Origin of the sequence: Herbaspirillum sp. NPDC087042 (assembly GCF_044745245.1) — a bacterium.
Taxonomy (GTDB): domain Bacteria; phylum Pseudomonadota; class Gammaproteobacteria; order Burkholderiales; family Burkholderiaceae_D; genus Herbaspirillum.
This window is the reverse complement of sequence record NZ_JBIUZW010000016.1, coordinates 25,482-45,635: the sequence shown is the minus strand read 5'-3', so window position 1 is coordinate 45,635 and position 20,154 is coordinate 25,482. Positions and strand designations below refer to the sequence as shown.

At 63.3% G+C, this 20,154-nt stretch carries 16 protein-coding genes; 2 read left to right on the top strand and 14 right to left on the bottom strand.

The window, feature by feature from the left end:
• Positions 1–3: 3 nt before the first annotated feature.
• From ACIPHN_RS20270 to ACIPHN_RS20255, 4 genes are all read right to left on the bottom strand, one after another.
• The gene (locus ACIPHN_RS20270; protein ID WP_400439275.1) at positions 4–615 is read right to left on the bottom strand and encodes a toxin-activating lysine-acyltransferase; all 612 of its coding nucleotides are present in this window, start codon (positions 613–615) and stop codon (positions 4–6) included.
• Between the two features lie 14 nt (positions 616–629).
• Positions 630–2,285 (bottom strand): ShlB/FhaC/HecB family hemolysin secretion/activation protein, encoded by a 1,656-nt coding sequence (locus ACIPHN_RS20265; protein WP_400439272.1) that lies wholly within the window; start codon positions 2,283–2,285, stop codon positions 630–632.
• A 542-nt stretch (positions 2,286–2,827) separates the two neighbouring features.
• Entirely contained in the window at positions 2,828–3,358 is a 531-nt protein-coding gene (locus ACIPHN_RS20260; RefSeq protein WP_400439269.1) for a chromate transporter, read from the bottom strand.
• Complete coding sequence (locus tag ACIPHN_RS20255; protein ID WP_400439266.1) at positions 3,355–3,984, bottom strand: chromate transporter; 630 nt, start codon at positions 3,982–3,984, stop codon at positions 3,355–3,357. The genes ACIPHN_RS20260 and ACIPHN_RS20255 overlap by 4 nt, the downstream gene beginning before the upstream one ends.
• A 109-nt stretch (positions 3,985–4,093) precedes the next feature.
• Between ACIPHN_RS20255 and ACIPHN_RS20250 the strand changes: the two genes are divergently transcribed.
• Positions 4,094–5,023 carry a LysR family transcriptional regulator gene (locus ACIPHN_RS20250; protein ID WP_400439263.1) on the top strand — a complete coding sequence of 310 codons (930 nt, stop codon included), beginning with the start codon at positions 4,094–4,096 and terminating at the stop codon, positions 5,021–5,023.
• Positions 5,024–5,025: 2 nt separating this feature from the next.
• Here ACIPHN_RS20250 and ACIPHN_RS20245 read toward each other — a convergent pair whose 3' ends face one another.
• From ACIPHN_RS20245 to ACIPHN_RS20215, 7 genes are read right to left on the bottom strand one after another with little or no spacing between them, the layout of a single operon-like run.
• Complete coding sequence (locus ACIPHN_RS20245) at positions 5,026–5,997, bottom strand: Rieske 2Fe-2S domain-containing protein (protein WP_400439261.1); 972 nt, start codon at positions 5,995–5,997, stop codon at positions 5,026–5,028.
• A 35-nt stretch (positions 5,998–6,032) separates the two neighbouring features.
• Positions 6,033–7,142: a hypothetical protein gene (locus ACIPHN_RS20240; RefSeq protein ID WP_400439258.1), complete on the bottom strand. Its 1,110-nt coding sequence runs from the start codon at positions 7,140–7,142 to the stop codon at positions 6,033–6,035.
• On the bottom strand, positions 7,133–8,290 hold the full coding sequence (locus ACIPHN_RS20235; protein ID WP_400439255.1) for an ATP-grasp domain-containing protein: 1,158 nt from the start codon (positions 8,288–8,290) through the stop codon (positions 7,133–7,135). The genes ACIPHN_RS20240 and ACIPHN_RS20235 overlap by 10 nt, the downstream gene beginning before the upstream one ends.
• Positions 8,283–9,641, bottom strand: a complete 1,359-nt coding sequence (locus ACIPHN_RS20230; RefSeq protein ID WP_400439253.1) for a F390 synthetase-related protein — start codon at positions 9,639–9,641, stop codon at positions 8,283–8,285. The genes ACIPHN_RS20235 and ACIPHN_RS20230 overlap by 8 nt, the downstream gene beginning before the upstream one ends.
• Positions 9,622–10,470: an MBL fold metallo-hydrolase gene (locus ACIPHN_RS20225; RefSeq protein WP_400439250.1), complete on the bottom strand. Its 849-nt coding sequence runs from the start codon at positions 10,468–10,470 to the stop codon at positions 9,622–9,624. The genes ACIPHN_RS20230 and ACIPHN_RS20225 overlap by 20 nt, the downstream gene beginning before the upstream one ends.
• A complete protein-coding gene (locus ACIPHN_RS20220; RefSeq protein WP_400439247.1) occupies positions 10,467–11,474 on the bottom strand; it encodes an NAD-dependent epimerase/dehydratase family protein in 1,008 nt (335 codons plus the stop codon). The genes ACIPHN_RS20225 and ACIPHN_RS20220 overlap by 4 nt, the downstream gene beginning before the upstream one ends.
• Positions 11,475–11,481: 7 nt before the next feature.
• Positions 11,482–12,480, bottom strand: coding sequence for a 3-oxoacyl-[acyl-carrier-protein] synthase III C-terminal domain-containing protein (locus ACIPHN_RS20215; protein WP_400439245.1), 999 nt, complete (start codon positions 12,478–12,480; stop codon positions 11,482–11,484).
• 145 nt (positions 12,481–12,625) lie between these two features.
• On the opposite strand from ACIPHN_RS20215, the gene ACIPHN_RS20210 reads away from it, so the two are divergent.
• Positions 12,626–13,372, top strand: coding sequence for a helix-turn-helix domain-containing protein (locus tag ACIPHN_RS20210; protein WP_400439242.1), 747 nt, complete (start codon positions 12,626–12,628; stop codon positions 13,370–13,372).
• Between the two features lie 110 nt (positions 13,373–13,482).
• Here ACIPHN_RS20210 and dcd read toward each other — a convergent pair whose 3' ends face one another.
• The 3 genes from dcd to hrpA all read right to left on the bottom strand — a co-directional run bounded on the left by dcd (position 13,483) and on the right by hrpA (position 19,978).
• Positions 13,483–14,052, bottom strand: a complete 570-nt coding sequence (gene dcd, locus ACIPHN_RS20205; RefSeq protein WP_400439239.1) for a dCTP deaminase — start codon at positions 14,050–14,052, stop codon at positions 13,483–13,485.
• A 147-nt stretch (positions 14,053–14,199) separates the two neighbouring features.
• The gene (locus ACIPHN_RS20200) at positions 14,200–15,702 is read right to left on the bottom strand and encodes a methyl-accepting chemotaxis protein (RefSeq protein WP_400439236.1); all 1,503 of its coding nucleotides are present in this window, start codon (positions 15,700–15,702) and stop codon (positions 14,200–14,202) included.
• Between the two features lie 148 nt (positions 15,703–15,850).
• Positions 15,851–19,978, bottom strand: a complete 4,128-nt coding sequence (gene hrpA / locus ACIPHN_RS20195) for an ATP-dependent RNA helicase HrpA (RefSeq protein WP_400439233.1) — start codon at positions 19,976–19,978, stop codon at positions 15,851–15,853.
• Positions 19,979–20,154 lie beyond the last annotated feature (176 nt).

The window sequence follows — 20,154 nt, the reverse complement described above, 5'->3', positions numbered from 1 at the left end:
GGCTCAGGCAGACAATCCGGGCATAACGATGGTGGTGGCGATGGTGGCGTCGATGGCATGCCCGGGGTGGGCGGGAGCGGCAGGTTCACCGATACGCTCTGGCCATGCCGGCGGATGCTGCTCGAACCAGGCGCGGGCTTCGCGCGGGTGTACGGCCATGCCGTGCATCTCCTTGATGCGCAGGCCGCGCCTGTCTCCCTTGTGATAGAGCGCCCGGAAGCTGCGATTGGGCAGCAGGCGGCTGCCGACCAGTTGCCTCATCAACCGGGTGTGGCCGAAGGGGGCGATCCAGTCCAGGATCCACATGCGCTCGCCGCTGTCCCAGTCCGACTGCCGCATCTGCTCGGGCGAGTGGCGCAGGTAGCGGGCCTCGGCCTCTTCATCCAGATCGGCCCAGCTCATGTAGAAGACCGGTTGGCCTTGCTCGGAGACCAGCACGAACTTGCCCTGCTTGATGGCCGGCAGCAGCAGCGTGGACAGCGTATGCATCGGCACATTGCGATGCCGCGCCGAGTGCAGCCATAGCCAGGCGGCCGAGCCGAAGGCGGTGGCTTCGTTGAATTCACTGCCCAGCAGGCGCGGGGCGAGGATCTCGTATCGGGGGGAAGAGGCCATGATGCTGTCCGTTGTCAGTACGACCAGGTGAGAGAAAAGCCGGCCGTGAGTGGCGCCGTCTTGAGGCGTTCCGGCTTGGAGAGTGGCGTGCCGGCGAAGACTTCGTAGGAGACGCTGCCGAGTGCACCGCGCAGGCCCAGCACGGCGCCGGCCAGATGCCGGCCCACCAGGGTGCGTGCCGATGGGCCATCGACCTCGCCGTAGTCGGCGCCGAGGAAGACTTCCTGGCCACTGCCGCCCAATGCTGCCGCCAGCTCGTTGCGCACGAACCAGCCGCGCTCGGCCAGCAGCGTCATCTCGCCGTCGAAGCCGCGCACGGTATAGCGGCCACCGATGGAGAAACGTTCCTGGGGCGTGAGCGCCGTGCCGTTCCATTGGGCACGTCCCGACAGGCTGTAACGCATGGCCTGCTTGCCCCACGGTGCCGTGATGGCGAAGGGCTGGGTCAGTGCCACGTCCAGCGTGGCCAGCGAAAAGCGGGCGGTGCCCTCGCCGTAGATGTCTTCCGGCGCCTGCAAGGCTGACAGGGCGCCGGTACCACGCCGGTAGGCCAGGCCGAGATCAAGCGAGCCATCGGCGATGAACTCCCGGTGCGTCACGCCCAGCTCCCAGCCTGCGGTGCGGCGGCGCTGCACTTCGATCTCGGTATCGTCGACGTAATTGCTGGAGGTCCGCAGGAATACCTTGCCCGACAGCGAGGTCTTGCGCGACGCATCGCGATAGACGATGCGTGAGAGCTTGATCTCGCTGTTATCGCTCTTGCCGCGATAGAGATAGCTCTGGGTCAGGCCGGCGACGGTCTGTTGATAGTCGCTGCTGCTGGTGGTGAGGGCCAGGCTCCAGTATCCGAAGGGCAGCGAGTAGTGAAAGGTGTAGCCGCTGGTACCGTGTACGCCGGGGCTGCCACCGCCGAGGTCGTGGTTGAAGCTGGCGTAGAAGAGGTCATTGAGCGTCCACCAGTTGTCATAGGAGACGGTGATACTGCCCTGGTACTTGCCGGTGGCGTCCGAGCCGCTGTCGTCCAGCGATACGGTCAGGCGGAAAGGAAATGCCTGGCGATAGCTGATGACGAGATCGCTCTCGCCGGGCAGCGCGCCCTCCCCCTGCGCAGGCTCGACCTTGATATCCGCCTCGGCGGTGGGTACGCGCTTGAAGTTTTCCAGGCCTTGCTCGATGTCGCGCAGGTTGAGGATCTCTCCCGGGCGCACCGGGACCGCATTCCACTGCGTGCCGCGTGGATCGGCATCATCGGCGAAGCGCACGCGGCGCACGCGGCCCGCCAGGATGGTGAGGGTCAGCACGCCATGATTGAGGTCCTGCGGTTCGGCCAGTACGCGCGTGGTGACGTAGCCGCGTTCGACGATGGCATTCTGCAGGCGCGCCATCACCGCGTTGATCCCCTGCACACCCAGGCAGCGTCCCGCCACGTCGGCATCAGCGCCGCTGAGCACCCAGGCGAAGCGGTCGGCCTCGTCGCCGCGCAGGACGATGCGCTCGATGGGATAGCACGGAGTCTCGGCCGCGGGAAGCTGACCGGATGGTGCAACCGCTTGCCCCGGCAGCCTGACATCGGGGGCACGCTCCTGCTGGCGCCGCAGCTCACGCTCGCGCTCTTGCTGACGCTGGTACTCCTGCGCGGAGACACCCACCTGCGCCAGGGCAGCGGACACGCAGCCGACCTGGGCAAGACAGAAAACGACAGGTAAAGCAAACCCCTTCCTGCGCAGGCCCCTGAAGCCGCGCAAGATTCCCGGAAGATCTTGATTCATTGTTTTTTGTTGTTTCGTTGCGCTTGCCTGGGTGCGAATCTGTCTATGAAGATGATCCGTCTGCCTGATGCGCGAGAAGATTTCTGTATGGAAATCATGCCAGGCCGCAATTTTACGCAGATTTACATTCTCGCAAAACAAGAATCCTGACGAGTGTTGCAAATCGTGTTCATGTTGAAAGATCGCCAATACACATTTTTATTTTTATAAAATGACAATAAATCTCACATTTAATGATGAATTTACCGTGCAATGGGATAATCAGCAGGATTTGACTTTGTGAGACTACGTGAGAGTTGTGCTCAGTGACGTCACCAGCCCTTTCAGCGCGTCAAGGCCCCCAAGGTGTAAGTCAGCATTTGTCAGCAAAAAGATGGCGCATCTGCTGTGGACGGCCAATAAAAAAGGCTCCCGCAGGAGCCTTGGTCAGACAGGAAGAGCGTTCAGAACGAGCCGAGATAGAAGAACCCGGCCAGCGCACCGCCGAAGAGCAGCCACAGGGGATGGACCTTGGTCTTGAGGCTGATCACCACGGTAACTGCGGTGATGACGGCCAGGAAACCGTGGCTGATCGACGCCTGCCCGATCAGGTAGGCCGAGGCCGCGACCAGTCCCCCGGTGACCGGCAACAGGCCGGCCTGCACATGGGCGCGCCAGGGCTTGTCGCGGAAGCGCTCCCACACGTGCAACATGATGATGGTGATGATGGAGGATGGCCCGAACTTGGCCAGGCTGCTCACCAGCATGCCCCAGAAGCCGGCCACGTGCCAGCCCACCAGGGGCACCACCATCAGGTTGGGGCCGGGGGCGGCCTGGCCCAGCGCGAAGAGCGCGCTGAAATCCTCGGCCGCCATCCAGTGATGGACTTCCACCACCTGGCGCTGCATCTCCGGCAGGATGGTGTTGCCACCACCGAAGGCCAGCACCGACAACTGCGTGAAGATGATGGCCAATGCGATCAGGGTCTGGCTCATTGCGCGCCCTCCTTCTTGCCGGCGTCGGCAGCGGGCGCCGCCTGCGGCTTGGCTGCGAAACGCTGGCCATAACGGGCGGTCAGCAGGACGCTGATGGGCGTCATCACCAGCATCACCCACACCAGCGGAACGCGCAGCAGCGCAATGGCCGCAAAGCACACCACCGCCACCGCCGCCAGCACCAGGTTCTTGCGCAGGGGCAGCGCGATCTTCACGGCCATCTGGATGAGCAGGCCCGCTGCTGCAGCGGCCAGGCCGGCGAAGAGGTGCTTGACGTTGGGATCATGCTGGAAGTGCTGGTAGATCATCCCCAGCAGGATCACCACCATGGAGGGCACGGCGATGAGACCGGTGATGCCGGCCACCGCCCCCTTGATGCCGCGAAACTTCATGCCCAGCGCCACCGACAGGTTGATGATGTTGCCACCGGGCAGGAACTGGCACAGCCCCAGCAGTTCGACGAACTCGGCTTCGGAGAGCCAGCGGCGGCGCTCCACGATCATGCGGTGCGCCAGCGGCAGCGCGCCGCCGAAGGCCGTCATGCCCAGGCCGAGGAAGCCCAGGAAAATATCCCGGGTAGTGGGAACAGGCCGCGCATCGGGGCCAGGGGTGGGAGTGCTCATCATCGTGATCTCTTGGTGCGGATACGGCGTGATTGCCGCATGGATGAAAGGCTACTCTTGGGGAGGGTTTTTGTCTAATATATGTCAGATTGTTTATCCATATTTTATAGATATGTCACCTGCCATCGACCTGCGCCTGTTGCGCTACTTCATCGCCGTGGCCGAAGAGGGCCACCTGACCAAGGCAGCCGAGCGCATCGGCATCCAGCAACCGCCGCTGTCGCAGCAGATCCGGCTGTTGGAGCGCGAGCTGGGCGTGACCCTGTTCAACCGCATGCCGCGCGGCATGGAGCTGACCGACAGTGGTCAGGCACTGTTGATCGACGCACGCGCCATCCTGGCCCAGCTCGACACCACGGTCGCCGGCGTGCGCCGCATTGCCCAGGGCAAGATGGGCCGCATCGCGGTGGGCTTCACCGAATCGGCCTCGCTGCATCCCTTCGTGCATTCGGTGATCCGCGCCTTCCGCGCCGATGCGCCCGACGTGGTCATGACGGTGGAAGAAAGCAATACCAATGAACTGATCGAAGCGCTACGCGGCAAGCGGCTTGACCTGGCCTTCGTGCGCTCGCCGGTGGGCGACGCCAGCGGGCTGACGATAGAGACCATGCTGGTCGAAGACATGGTGGCCGCCCTGCCCATCGACCATCCGCTGGCCGACCACGGCAAGCGCAAGAGCATTGCGCTGCAGGCGCTGGCCGAGGAATCCTTCATCATGACGCGCCGGCCCAACGGACCTGGCCTGTACGACACCATCATCGCCGCCTGCCATGCCGCCGGCTTCTCGCCGCAGGTGATCCAGGAGGCGCGCAAGAACCTTTCCACGCTCTCGCTGGTGGCAGCAGGTGTGGGCGTGGCGGTGATTCCGGCGTCGATGACGCGGGTCAATGCGGAGGGGGTGGTCTATCTCAGGCTGACCAGCGCGCCCGAGCTGAAAGCGCCGCTGCACCTGGCTTACCGGACTAACAGTATCAGCGGGGCGGCCGGGCTGATGCGCAAGGAGGCGCTGAAACTGAGCGCGGGACGCAAGAGGTCCCTATAGCCTCAAATGAACATGACGACGTCATCCTCGCTGGCTGGCGGCGTGTCTTGTCCGGACCAGAAGGCATCGAGATAGGGACGAACGATGTCGAGCCGCGTGCTGACGCCACGCGCGGGCGGGAACTTCAGCCGGTTGGCATACTGCATTTCCACAATGGTCTGATCCTGACGCGCCACCTTCAGCAACATCGGTCTGAGCAGCCAGCGCAACAGGGCTCTTGGCACACGCCGGCCGCGCACCTCCAGCCGCCCCCACAGCCGAGTGCGACCCGCGCTCTCCGGGGTGAAATGCAAGGTGATGTGCACCTCGCTGCCATTGCTGTATCCATACTCGATGCGCGCCGACGCTGGACCACGAAAGACCACGCGCTCCTTGCTGCGTTCCGATTCAAACAGGCGATAGATGAGTCCGCTCTGGCTGGGTTGCCCGCGATAGTCCACCGTGAAGCCATCGGCATCGGCCCGCAGTGCCGCATTGATGGTACTACGCTGCTTGTCCCTACGCACGATCCCTGGATGAATGGTATGGGTATGCAAGGGGTCGAGGAAGTTCTCGATGATATCGATAGCAGGCGCATTCCAACGGTCATCCCAGGTCAGGGCGACGGCATCTCTCATCGCTGATGTCATGGCATCCGGTGGGACCGCAGCGCCCTGTTCTCGCAGCTTGACCCAGATCCAGCCACCGGCTTCCACGCAAGGAACACGGGTAGCACTGACCGCGGGCGGCGTCTCGCCGGAAAGCAGACCGGGCAACTTTTTGCAGCGGCCGTCACTGCCGAAAATCCAGCCATGGTAAGGACACTGCAACCCTTCGTCGATCATGCGGCCGGCCGATAGCGGCACCTGACGGTGCGGACAGCGATCGACCAGAGCGAAAGCCTGCCCCTGGCGATCGCGCGCCAGCACCAGAGGCTGGTCCAGCAGTTCAACGGCGCGGGGAGCGCGGCGCAGATGATCGCTGTGCGCGACCACGAACCAACCTGCGTAAAGGTGCTCGGGCCAGTGAGTCACAATTGATACCTTTTCATCAGTGGGACGCCGACATGCGAGGCAAGATATCGCACCGCCGACAGGGTGCTGCGATGACGCAGCCCGAGGTGACTATCCAGCACCGCGCTGTATTCAATCTCTGCTCGTCCGCCGCGCAAGCGTTTGAACAATGCCGCGCCGGCACTGAAATTGATGTTCCAGCCCCGCTGCATCGCCAGCTCCAGCACCCGGGCCATCAGCAGGCGATACAGGCCAAGCGAGACCGGCAACGCCGTGTTGTAGCCGACGACAGGTGCAGTGACCACGCCGTCCTGCGCGAACATGCCGACCACTGCCTGAAGCACGCCATCGGCATCGCGGAAGCCACTGAATTCCAGCAGGCCTTTGCGATGCCAGTTCCGGAAGAACGATTCGCGGTAGCGCGGATTGAAACGTGAGTACTTGTCCATGTAAAGCATGGCGTAAAGGGTCTCGATGCGTTGATAATCTGCGTCCAGGAAATCCTCCGACGTTACCGCCGACAAGGGAGTCGTCCGCAGCAGACGGAAATCGCGTTGCATGTTGGCATGCGCGCCGCGTCCCGGCGCATCAAAAAGATACACCTGGCGTGAAGGCAGCAGTCGGAAACCGCGCGCCACAAGATGCGCTATCCACTCGCGGTTATGGCACATGTTCAGCGACCGCAGCCAGATCGCGTGCGTTGGCCAGCGCTGGCGTGCCTGTGCTATCCATTCGTCCAGGGCAGCAGGATCCAGGCTGGGAAATAGATTGGTGGCAAGCATCCAGTTGTTGAGCGTGACGCAACGATCCAGCCCGGCACGTTCCAGCATACGCAGAGGCCATGCGCAGAGCATTCTGGCAGGTCGCGCCAACAGACGCGGCAACGAACGATCCACTTCCTCGGCCAGGTATGCCCCATAGGTGACAGAGGGGGAGCACACCCAGGCATCTCCGGGCGGACCATGGTTGATGGTACAGGGGATGACCGCTTGTCCATGCGTCAGTACCGCGACATCGGTATCAAGGTTGGCGATGAAGCCATTCGTCGGCACGCTCCGGTGAATGCTCGCATAGGCCAGGGTGCGCGCAGCAAAGTCGCCGTTGCCGGACATGGAGGCTACAGACATGGAAGCTCCTCGCCGTCCCATTCGATATCGCTGGTGGCAGCTTCTCTCAGCGAGCAGCCGCGCACCAGCGCGTTAGCGGCAAAGCACGCCATATCGACCACACCGCCCGCCAGCGGCGCCAGATCCGGCCATGCGCAAAGGACGTCACGGGCGCGGCGACTGTCATCGCGCCAGGACGCCACTTGTCCACCGGTGACCGCCTTGAACAGGCCCGGGCCATACATGATCGGGGCAAGCATGCACGCCGCTCCCTGGGGCGGGAAGACCATCTCGGCCACATCACCACACAGCGCTGCAGGAACGTCGTCATCGAGTCCGAACAGATGCAGACCACTGGTCGCCCGCGGATTGCACTCCAGCGGATACAGGCGGCCATCCGCTGCTTCGATCCAGTCGAACGAAATCTGCCCGGTGAATTCCAGTTGGGCGACCAGCCTGGTGACGACATCCAGCACCTCCTGGCGCTGCTGTTGCTCGAAGTAGAAACTCGCGCTGCGATTGAGTCTATGCCTCGGGCGATAGAGCGCATGCGCAAGCAGCCGCCCCCGGTCGGCAATGCTGTACGAACAGAGCTCACTGCCTTCGCAGTATTGCTGTACCACCCAGCGCCCAAGCGCAGGCAGCGGTGCCATGTCATCGGCCAAACCCTGCGGGCAGATACGTACGTGGACACCAAACCGGGAAAATTCGGGCTTGAGCACCACCGGCCTTGCCTGCGCCCAGGCATGCGCCTGTGACAGGTCATCGACCAGCCAGCTCTCTGGTGCATGCCCACCGGCTTGCCGGATCAGAGCGAGAAAGTCCCATTTGCTGTGCAGTGTCCGCAGCTTGTCGAACTCGTCACAGACAATTCGACATGACTGCGGCAATGACCGCCGGTAACGCGACAGATAGAACACTTCTTCACATGTCGGCAAAACCATGTCGATTCCGTACCGACGGATCACGCTCCTGATCTCTGCCACGAACAGCTCCGGACTACGCCGGGGTGACGGCAGCCGCACTGCTTCGTGGACCGCACTTGACCAACTGCTGAGCCTGCACGAGACGCTGTCGGCCATGATCACCTGCCAGCCCTGCGCGGCGAAGCGTCGTGCATGATCCAGCGCCACGGGAGCTCGCCCGCCCAGGATGAGGACCTTAGACATGATCGGCCACGCAATCCGGCTTGCTCACATCGGCGCGGCTGACACACACGATGCGCCGCCGCTTGGTGTAAGGCGCCGATGAGACGAATGCGCTCTGAACGCACTCCGGCCTACGCATCCCATGCCGCTTTGCCACCTGCCCCAGCGCAGTAGCGATGCACTCATAGGCAAGCCGGTCATCGCCCTGGGTAGCGATATGCAGCAGCCTGCCACGCTGTTCGATGCGGTAATCCGGTACGGCCTCGGGCAGGATCGCCACTGCATGGCGGATGGCGTCGGGAAAGAGCGGACACAAGGTCTGGCTGTCCGTGGCGACCAGCCAGAGGATATCGTCACTGCGCCCTTCGATGGCCTCCAGAGCCAGCGCGGCATTACCGCAGGGGCAAGGCTGCTGGCGCACGCGCAGGACGTCGTTGAGACGATATCGGATGAAGTGCTGGGTACGACGGGTGAAATCGGTGATGACGGGCATGAAGCGTGTCTTCTGCTCATCCAGCCAGTCTTGCTCGACGCAGAGATACTCTTCGTTCATGTGCAGCACACCATGGGAACAGGTATAAGCCAGGAAGCCCTCCGTACATTGGTACAACTGGTGTACGGACTGACTGAAGGCCTGCTCGGCAAGATGCCGATCTTCCGGCTCAAGCACTTCGGCCACGGCGATCACGCGGACCGGGGCCAGCTTCAGCCGACCATCCAGTTGCGCACCGGCGATCCAGCCCAGCGCCTTCGATGGCGCCACCAGGATATCGGGAGCCTGCTCTTGAAGCTGAGCCAGATGGGGCTCCACGCCCTGCAACAGGTCATAGAAACGGAAATCGATGCGGCGGCTTGCCAGGGTGTCATAAAGATTGCTGTTGGCGCGCATAAAAAAGGCCACCTTCAGAGGCTGTCGGCCCATCAGCAATTGCCGGATCATGGCAGGGGTGAGCACCCGCGCCAGCATGATCCCGGCCCATTTCAGGCGCTCCCGGCGCGACACCATGAATGCGCTGCGCGGCCCCATGGTGCCACTGGACAGACCCACGCTGATACCCTCCAGCTCGGGACGGAAGTCACGCGTGGCTTCGGCCCGCAAGGCGCAGGCCGTGGCATCGGCGAGCGGGATGCCGGCCGTGTTGAACTGCTCGAAATGCGTCAGCATCACCTGCTTGTCGATGATGGGCAGCGCAGCCATGCCTCGCCCCCGCATCTGCGCGTAATAGGGTAGCCCGGGCAGACTACGCCGCAGGAAGCGCCTGAGCTGCATGCCTTGCCAGGCGCGTAGCAGAGCGCGCGAGCGGAACCTGAGCAGCTTTGCCTGCAAAAAATGGAGGAGAACACGCAGTGAATCAGACGTTGCGCTTGTCATGGGAAAGCCAGGAATGCATGCAGTGGGAGGGAATCAGACGGACGTCGCTGGCCGCCAGATGCAGGCGGCGCAGGCGCGCAAACGTCTCCAGATAATGAGTGGCATTGTCGAAGAGCTGGCGGGCCAGCCAGGTGGGACGGAGATCGTCGCGAATCGCCTGCAGGCTCCAGCATGCATCGGCGCACAGGAAGGTGATGCGTCCGGTCTCATCATGCAGCGCCAGACCGATCTGCCCGAGCGTATGCCCCGGAAGATGCACCGCCAGCACACTGCCATCCCCGAACAGATCCATCCCCTCGCCGAAGGCGGACAGCGCGGATGGCAGCTTCACGGTGGGGCAGTCATCGGCAAAGTGCAGCCTGTCTGCAAAGTCGTCCGGCAACAAGGCTGGCAGGACGCCATGGCGCAGGTTGTTCCATGCACAGCGTCGCCGCATGCTGTCCAATTCGGTACGCATGACGAAAAAACGCGCCCGTGGAAAGTCTCTCAGGCCGGCAATATGATCGCCATGCAGATGTGAAATGACGATCCCTGAGATGTCTTCCGGCGCGATACCGCGCCGACGCAACTGCACCGTCAGGCGCTCGTGCTCGGGCAGCAGACTGGGCGTGGTCCAGCGATAAAGCCGTTGCGGAAATGGCTGCGTCGCCGCCATGAAATGCGCACTGTAACCGGTGTCGAACAGCAGCCATCCCCGTTGCGGATGACGCAGCAGTCCGCACAAGGCGGGGAACGGCACGGACGCCCAACGACCACCACGCATGGCCACGCATTCCGGATGCGTACAATGGCCCACCTTGAGCAGTTCGAATTCGAGATGTGGCGTCATGAGCGAGCTTGCGCCTTCCACCAGGCAGCGGTACGGATGATGGCTTCATCCAGTCCAATGCCGGGTTCGTATCCCAGTTCCGCCCTGGCCCTGGTCAGGTCCAGCGTCTGCGAGAATGCAATGGCGCCCAGTGAATAACGGGTAATGACAGGTTCCTTTCTGCTGATGATTCGCGCCCACGCCTCCAGGCCACGCGCCGCCATGTCCGCCATGGTGTAAGAGCGATGGACGGTGCGGATCGGAATCCCGAAGGCTTCACCCAGGCGGACGAAGAGCCTGGCCGCCTCGATGGGTTCGCCATTGCTGATGTTGTAGGTTCCGACCGGCCCGGCATGGCGCAATCCCAGCACCACCGCATCCACCACGTTGTCCACGTAGCTCAGGTCAAGCCATGCATTGCCTCCGCGTAGCAAGGGAACCGGTCCCCGTTGAGCCAGCCGCAACAGACGTGGCAACAGCGTGTTATCCCAGGGACCGAAGATGGCGCGCGGTCGAAGGATGACCCACTGCGACAGACCGGACGCCTGCACCAACTGCTCGGCCTGCCACTTGGTGCGGGCATAGTCGTTGACGGGAGGCGGCAGAGGTTCGTCTTCGCCAATGCCGACGCAATCGGCAAACCGGAAATAGAGACTGGGCGTGGAAATATGGACCAGCTTGCCGATGCCATGGTCGCGACATGCGGACAGCACCTCCATGGTCGAAGCCACATTGGCGGCGTGAAACGCCGACGGACTTCCCCACGGAGCGGCCAGGCCCGCGCAATGCACCATGGCCTGCGCACCGGCCGCATAATGCCGCAACCGCTCTCCGGCACCGGCTCGCCCATGTTCGAGCGCGCAGAAGCGCATCGTGCCGGAGAGTCCCGCCGGGGCGGCGCGCATGACAAGCTGGGCGTGGGCATGGTCGCGACCGGTGAAGGATACATCATGCCCCTGCCCCGCCAGGCGCCAGACCAGATGTCTTCCCAGAAAGCCCGTCCCGCCGGTAACGAGAATCTTCATCGCTTTCTCAATAAGTCATGACGATGCCGCCCATCGTCAGGCCGGCACCAGTACCGATGAGCATCAGGGAGTCTCCCCGCTGAAGGCGACCCTGCCCGACGGCATGGTGCAAAGCGGTCGGCAGTGATGCGCCTACCTGATTGCCATATTCTGAAAATATGTCCACCAGCCGCCCCTCGGGAATACGCAAACGTCTGGAGAGATGATCCAACGCCAACTGACTGGCCTGGTGCGGAACAATGGCCGCCATCTGCGCCATCGTCTTACGCGCCGTGCACAATAGCTGCTCAACGAAGGCGGGCAGCTCGCCCGCCACGCGCCGGAACACCTGTTTTCCTGCCATCTGGAACACCGATAAAGGCGTGATGTCCTGCGCCATCCGACGCGGGTGATGACGCGATCCTCCCGCCGGTATGCGACAGTCGGCCACCCCCTCGGATAAGGTCACCAGCCCGGCACTGAGCAGTGCGCTACGCTCTCCCGGCTGCGAGCGACGGATGACGACGGCCGCCGCACCATCACCAAAGATGCCGCATTCGCGCAAGCGGCTCCAGTCCATGCCGAAGGTGGCGATATCCGCCGAGACCAGCATGACGCAGCGATAGCGTCCAGCCTCCACTAGATAGCTCATCAGATCCAGCGCGGTGAGGAAGGACAGGCAGCTTGCGCCAATGTCAAAGCTGCTGATGCGATGATCCTGCAGGCCGAGCTCCGCATGCACCAACGCGGCGTTGTAGGGCAGCGCCTGGTCCATGGTGGCCGAAGCGGCGACCAGACAATCCACCTCGCTCCATTGCAGACCCGCATCTTCCAGCGCCCGCTCGCAGGCGCGCGCCGCCAGTTGCGCGGCGGTCTCGCTGGTGGAAAGGAATCGGCGCTTCACGCCAGTGATGCCGTAGGTAGTGCCAGGCGCCAGACCAAGTCGCCTGTCAAGATCTGTATCGCTGACCTCCTGGGCCGGCAAGGCCATGCCGGTACCGATGACTCTTATTTTTCTGGGTTCCAATTTCGTTGACTTTCCGGGCAAGCCGTCAGGTTCTCATGATCTGCTAACACGGTCGGCATCATAGACAAAGAATATTAACTTAAGCTACTTCAACAGAGTGATGTATAAATATGCAGGCCATTTAGTATTATTTTGAGATACCTTTATGCTCGACACCTCTGTCACTCAACTGATGACCACCATCAAACGCGGGCTCAAAGCCCGCGGCAAGACCTACCGCGACGTCGCGGCTGCCCTGCGATTGTCCGAGCCCACGGTCAAGCGCATGTTCTCGCAAGGAAATCTCACCGTGGCGCGGTTGGCCGAACTCGCGGGCTTGCTGGATCTGTCCCTGGCCGAGCTGACGCGGCAGGCCGAAGAAAGCCAGCTTCCGCTGGAGCGTCTGACACAGGAACAGGAGCGCGAACTGGTAGGCAACACGTGTCTTTTGCTGGTCGCCATTTGCGCACTGAACCACTGGTCGCTAGCCAACATCCTCGATAAATATCGCCTTGGCGAAGCCGAATGTCTCACGCATCTGCTGGCACTGGAAAAGATGCGGCTGATTTCACTGCTTCCGGGCAACCGCATCCGGCTTCGGGTCGCACGTCATTTCGAGTGGCTGCCCGATGGCCCCATCCGTCGCTATTTCCAGACCCAGGGTCTGGGCGACTTCATGGATAGCCTATTTGACCAATCTGCAGAACAACTGGTCTTCGTGCATGGCATGCTGAGCGAGCAGGCGTATGCGCAGCTTCAAGGAAAACTGGCACGACTGCATCGCGAATTCGCGGAATTACACGAGGAAAGCCTCAAACAGCCCTTCGCACAACGTCGCGGAACGGGGCTGCTATTGGCTTATCGGGACTGGGAACCGCAAGCGTTTGCAAGCTTACGCAAGACGCAACGCTGACAAGGGTGCAGGAGAACTGCCGCGCCGTCCTGAAGCTGTTCATTACATAAAAAATGCCATTCAGCAGATCGCTGAATGGCATTTTACAAATCATTTCCGCCCCGACCAGTTCAGGTCTTGGGCAAGGTCACACCGTGCTGGCCCTGGTACTTGCCGCCACGATCCTTGTAGGAGGTTTCGCAGACCTCGTCGCTCTCGAAGAACAGCACCTGGGCGCAGCCTTCGCCGGCATAGATCTTGGCTGGCAGCGGGGTGGTGTTGGAGAACTCCAGGGTCACGTAGCCCTCCCATTCCGGCTCGAAGGGGGTGACGTTGACGATGATGCCGCAACGCGCATAGGTGGACTTGCCCAGGCAGATGGTCAGCACGCTGCGCGGGATGCGGAAATATTCGACGGTACGGGCCAGCGCGAAGGAGTTCGGCGGGATGATGCAGACATCGCCCTTGAAGTCCACGAAGGACTTCTCATCGAAGTTCTTGGGATCGACGATGGTGGAGTTGATGTTGGTGAAGATCTTGAATTCGTTGGCGCAGCGGATATCGTAGCCATAGGACGAGGTGCCGTAGGAGACGATCTTGCTGCCATCGGCCGTGTGGCGCACCTGGCCCGGCTCGTAGGGTTCGATCATTCCTTCCTGCTCCGCCATGCGGCGGATCCATTTGTCTGACTTGATGGCCATGGTGTTCGACGTATTCGACTGATTCTGAGAATCCGGCATTTTACGCGAAAAATGGCCGATCTTGGCGGATTTAGCGCGTCAAGCCGGCGTCAACCCGGCCCCCTCGCCCGCTCCGGCGAGGGTTTTACCCGGCCCGGGTCGGTCGCCCTAACGCAATACCGATCCGGCCTGCCCCATCTGGAAGATATCGACCGAGTGATTCAGGTCTTCGGCCTGGTGATGCAGGCTGGTGGCCGCGGCCGCCATTTCCTCCACCAGTGCGGCGTTCTGCTGGGTGGTCTGGTCGAGCTGCTCGATGAGTTCGCCGACCTTGTCGACACCCGCGCGCTGGCCGGCGCTCGAATGGCTGATCTCGTTGACGATGGTGGTGACCTGGTTGATGGCCGCGACCACCTCAGTCATGGTATCGCCGGCCTGCCCCGCCAGGGCCGATCCCTGGCCGACCTGCGTCACGCTGGTATCGATGAGTTCCTTGATTTCCTTGGCGGCTGCCGCGCAGCGTTGCGCCAGGGTACGGACCTCGCCGGCCACGACCGCAAAGCCGCGCCCCTGCTCACCGGCGCGCGCCGCCTCGACGGCCGCATTGAGGGCCAGGATATTGGTCTGGAAGGCGATGCCATCGATGAGGCCATTGATATCGGCAATGCGCTTGCTGCTCTCGCTGATGGCCCGCATCATTTCCACCACCTGCGTCACCACCGCCCCACCCTGCCCGGCCACATCGGTGGCCTGGTTGGCGAGCTGATTGGCCTGCACGGCGTGGTCGGCGTTGAGCCTGACGGTTTCGCCCAGTTCATTCATGGCGGCGGCCGCCTCGGAGAGTGCCATGGCCTGGCTTTCGGTGCGCGCCGACAGATCCTGGTTGCCATGGGCGATTTCGGCGCTGGCGGTATGGACGCTGTTGCTAGCATCGCTGACCACCTGCACGGCGCCCCGCATGCGATCGAGGGTATTGGTCATCGCCTGGGCGGCGTGGGTGGTGGCCGGCACGCCGGCAACGTCCAGGCAGATGCCGGCGGGACTGTCGACAGCCGAGATGATATCGAGCAACTCGTCTCCCTCGCGGGCGGTACGTTGCATCTTGATCGCCATCAGCACTTCGAGCGCAGTCTGGATGACCACATAGGTTGCGTGCAACAGCACGCGTCCGAAGTCAGGCTGGGTCACGCAGTAGAGGCCGAAACCGGCCGCCTGCAAGCGATCGAAGAGAACGTGATGGACCGCAAACAGCGCCGCCGCCAGCACGATGGGACGCCAGTCGCGATAGACCAGCAGCAAGGCCAGGGTGACGAAGACGCCGAAGTGGTATTCGACCACGCCATGCGAGAGCTGGATCTGCAGGGCTACCAGGCTGACCAGCACAGCGGTCAGGACCAGGCGGGCATACAGCGCACCACGCCCCATCCAGACTACGCCGGCAGCGCAGGCCAGCAGAGGCAAGCTCACCAGGGCCGCCAGCGGGAAGGCACCGTACTGCAAGCCCAGCACCAGGGCGCCGATGCCGGCAGCGACGGCGGCAGCCAGGTTGACCTTGTCGCCCAGCAAGGCTTGCTCGCGCAGGCTGCCACGGGAAGAACCGGCTTGACCGTGATGGGCAAGCGGCGTGATTGTCGTTGCAGCGCCAGCCTGTACCTGGCCTGCCTTGCTCATTGCCAATTCCATAGATTGTCCCCCGCCAATATTGTCGTCACCGGACAGCGGTGCGTTCCTTTTACAAGAATAGCTCCAGGGCAGGAAAAGGAAATCGGGATTTTCCCGAGCTCATCAGTGGGGAGGAGACTTGGCCAGCAAGGGAAGTTTAGCGCTGCATGCTCTCCCACACCTTCTGCAACCGCTTGACCGACACCGGCATGGGCGTCTTCAGTTCCTGCGCATACAGCGACACGCGCAGCTCCTCCAGCATCCAGCGGAATTCGGTCATCTTGGGATCGGCACGGCCGGCGCGTTCCTTCAGGGCGCGCTGGTAAGGCAGGGCCACCTGGTTCCATTCGCCCAAGAGGCGCGTATCGCGGGCCGGATCGGCGCGCAGCTTGTCCAGCCGCACGTTGATGGCCTTCAGATAACGCGGGTAGTGGCTCAGGTTGCCGTAGTCGGTCTCGGCCACGAAACGCTTGCCCACCAGTTGCGAGAGCTGCGTTTGCATGTCGCCTGCCGCCTGGGCATAGGCCTTGAGGCCTTGCAGCTTCTTGGGCAGGGCATGGTACTCGGCCAGGATCTGTCCGCACAGGCGGGCAATCTCGTTGACCAGCAAGCCCAGACGGGCCTTGCCTTCGTCACGGCGACGGTTGAACTCGTCGGCGTTGCGCGGCAGCGGGTCTTGCAGGAAGGCACGCTCCAGGCCGGCATTCAATATCTGCTCACGCAATTCCTCCTGCGAACCCAGGGCCATGAACTGCATGCCCATCTGCTGCAGGCCGGGGATGTTCTTCTCCAGGTACTTCAGCTGCTCCTTCATCTGCAGCGCAAAGAGACGACGCAGGCCGGCATAGTGGAAGCGCGCCGCCTCGGCCGGGTCGTCGAAGACTTCCAGGTCGCAATGCGTCTTGCGGTCCACCAGTGCCGGGAAACCGATCAGCGTCTGCGCCTGCTTGCCGCTGCCTCGGGTGATCTCCAGCAGCTCGGGCAGCTCGCCGAAACTCCAGCCGGTCAGGTTGCTGTACTCGCCCACCGACGCGGGCGCGGCAGCTGCGGACGAGGCCGCTGCAGCGGATGAGGCCGCACCCTTGGCCGCTACCTTCGGGACCGCCGCCGCAGTACCTGCACCGGTACCGGTGCTGTCGCCGTCGTCCTCATCGCGCGGGGCGATGGCGACCTGCTCGGCCAGCTTCTGGAACTGCTGGCGCGCCTGGCCGCCGAACTCGGCCTGCAAGGCGGCGAGGTTGCGGCCCATCTCCAGCTGGCGGCCATGCTCGTCGACGATCTTGAAGTTCATCGCGTGGTGCGCCGACAGCGTCTCCTGCTTGAAGTCGCTGGGCTTGACCAGGATGGTGATCTGCTCGCGGATGTCGGCAATGATGGCGTCGATCAGGTTGCCCCGGCCGAAGATCTTGCGCTCGTCCACGCGCTCGCAGAAGCGCGCTGCGTAGTCGGGCAGCGGCACGCAGTGGCGGCGCAGCTTTTGCGGCAGCGACTTGATCAGCAGGTGCACCTTCTCCTTCAACATGCCCGGCACCAGCCATTCGCAGCGGTCCGCCGAGACCTGGTTCAGCGCATACAGCGGCACGGTCAGGGTGACGCCGTCACGCGCGGCACCCGGTTCGAAGTGATAGGACAGCGCCATGGCGATGCCAGCCACGTTCATCGTCTTGGGGAAGAGCTCGGTGGTGACGCCGGCGGCCTCGTGGCGCATCAGGTCGTCACGGTTCAGGTAGAGCAGCTTGGCGTCGGCGGCCGTGGCCTGCCTGTGCCACTTCTCGAAGTCCACGCCATTGCAGATGTCGTGCGGGATCAGCTTGTCGTAGAAACCGATGATGAGCTCGTCGTCCACCAGCACATCCAGACGGCGCGATTTGTGCTCCAGGTTCTCGATCTCGCGCACCAGTTTCTGGTTGTGCGCGAAGAACGGTGCGCGGGTCTCGAAGTCGCCGCCCACCAGGGCATCGCGGATGAAGATCTCGCGGGCCTCGGCCGGGTTGATGTTGCCGTAGTTGATGCGGCGCTGACTGTAGACCACCAGGCCGTAGAGCGTGGCGCGCTCGGACGCGGTGACCTGGGCGGCGCGCTTCTCCCAACGCGGCTCGCCCCAGGATTTCTTCAGCAGGTGGCCACCCAGCTTTTCCAGCCATTCGGGCTGGATGTTGGCCACGCAGCGGGCATACAGGCGGGCCGTATCGACCAGCTCGGCGGCCATCACCCAGCGGCCTGGCTTCTTGGTGAGGTGGGCGCCGGGCCAGATGTTGAACTTGATGGCGCGTGCGCCCAGGTACTGGGCATCGTCCTCGGCCTTGAAACCGATGTTGCCCAGCAGGCCGGTCAGCAGTGCCAGATGCAGCTGGTCATAGGTGGCCGGGGCTTCGTTGAGGCGCCAGCCCTGTTCCTTGACGATGGTCAGCAGTTGCGAATGGACGTCGCGCCACTCGCGCAGGCGCAGCTGCGAGAGGAAGTTCTCGCGGCAGTGCTCCTGCAGCTGGCGGTTGGATTTCTTGTGGGCGATGGCGTCTTCGAACCACTTCCAGATCTTGAGATAGCTGGCGAACTCGGACTTCTCGTCGGCGAATTTCTTGTGCGCGTTGTCGGCCGCGTTCTGCGCTTCCATGGGCCGGTCACGCGGATCCTGCACCGAGACCGCAGCGGCGATGATGAGCAACTCGGTCAGGCAGGCATTGTCGCGGCCAGCCAGGATCATGCGCGCCACGCGCGGGTCCAGCGGCAGGCGGGCCAGTTGCTGGCCCAGGGGCGTGAGGCGGTTGACGCCGCCCTGCTCTTCCACCGCGCCCAGTTCCTGCAGCAACTGGTAGCCGTCGGCAATGGCACGGCCCAGGGGCGGTTCGATGAAGGGGAAGCTCTCCACGTCCGTCAGGTGCAGCGACTTCATGCGCAGGATGACCGAGGCCAGCGAGGAGCGCAGGATTTCCGGATCGGTGAATTTGGGACGCTGCAGGAAATCCTGCTCGTCGTAGAGGCGGATGCAGACGCCCGCCGCCACCCGGCCGCAACGGCCGGCGCGCTGGTTGGCGGCCGATTGCGCCACCGGCTCGATCTGCAACTGCTCGACCTTGTTGCGGTAGCTGTAGCGCTTCACGCGGGCCAGGCCGGCATCGACCACGTAGCGGATGCCCGGCACTGTCAGCGAGGTTTCGGCGACGTTGGTGGCCAGCACGATGCGGCGCGCATTGCTGATCTTGAAGACGCGTTCCTGCTCCTGGGCGGAGAGGCGCGCAAACAGCGGCAGGATTTCCACATGCGGCGGGTGATGCTTGCGCAGGGCTTCGGCGGCGTCGCGGATCTCGCGCTCGCCCGGCAGGAACACCAGCACGTCGCCAGAACCGATACGGGCCAGCTCATCGACGGCATCGACCACGGCATCCATCAGGTCGCGCTGCTCGCGGTCCTTCTGGGCCTGGCTGGCACGGCCTTCGGCACGGGCGCGGGCCTGCGCCACCTCGGTGGAGACGCCACTGCGGTCGGCATTATCGATGGGACGGTAGCGGATTTCCACCGGATACAGGCGACCCGAGACCTCGATCACCGGGGCTGGCACCAGCTCGCCCTTGACCTCGCGGCCGAAGTGGCGGGCGAAGCGGTCGGCGTCGATGGTGGCCGAGGTGATGATGATCTTCAGGTCGGGGCGCCGGGGCAGCAGCTGCTTGAGGTAGCCCAGCAGGAAATCGATGTTCAGGCTGCGTTCATGCGCCTCGTCGATGATGATGGTGTCGTACTGGCGCAGCAGCGGATCGGTCTGCGTCTCGGCCAGCAGGATGCCGTCGGTCATCAGCTTGATCCAGGCGCCCTTGGACAGGGTGTCGTTGAAGCGCACCTTGTAGCCCACCAGCTCGCCCGGTGGCGAGTTCAGTTCCTGGGCGATGCGCTTGGCGGTGGACGAGGCAGCGATACGGCGCGGCTGGGTGTGGCCGATCAGGCCTTTGGCACCACGGCCCAGCTCCAGGCAGATCTTGGGCAGCTGGGTGGTCTTGCCGGAACCGGTCTCGCCGCTGACGATGATGACCTGGTGGCGACGCAGCGCCTCGGCGATCTCGTGGCGACGGCCGGAGACCGGCAGCTCTTCCGGGAAGGTGACCGGCGGCAGCGCATTGCGTAGCGGTGGCGCAGTGTCGGTGGCGGTCGCGTTGGAGCCGCCGCGCGGACCGCGTCCTTCGCGGCCGCTGCGGTCGTTGCGGTCGTTGCGATCCCTGGCTGGGCGCTCCTGCTGCGGGTTCTTCTGCGGCTGGGCGGCCGGGGGAGTGGTGGGTGCTTTGGTAACGGACATGAGGCCGACATTATACCTGCCATGGCCCGCCCGGTCAGGCTGCAGGCGGCTGCAGGGCCGATGACGCCGCTTTGCCGGGCAGGCCGGCGGGTCCATTGATCCCGCTTTGCAACATCCCGCCAAGAAATCTGGCCGCTGGCGGCGCGCAAGCCTACGCCCAGGGCCGACGCTGGTTA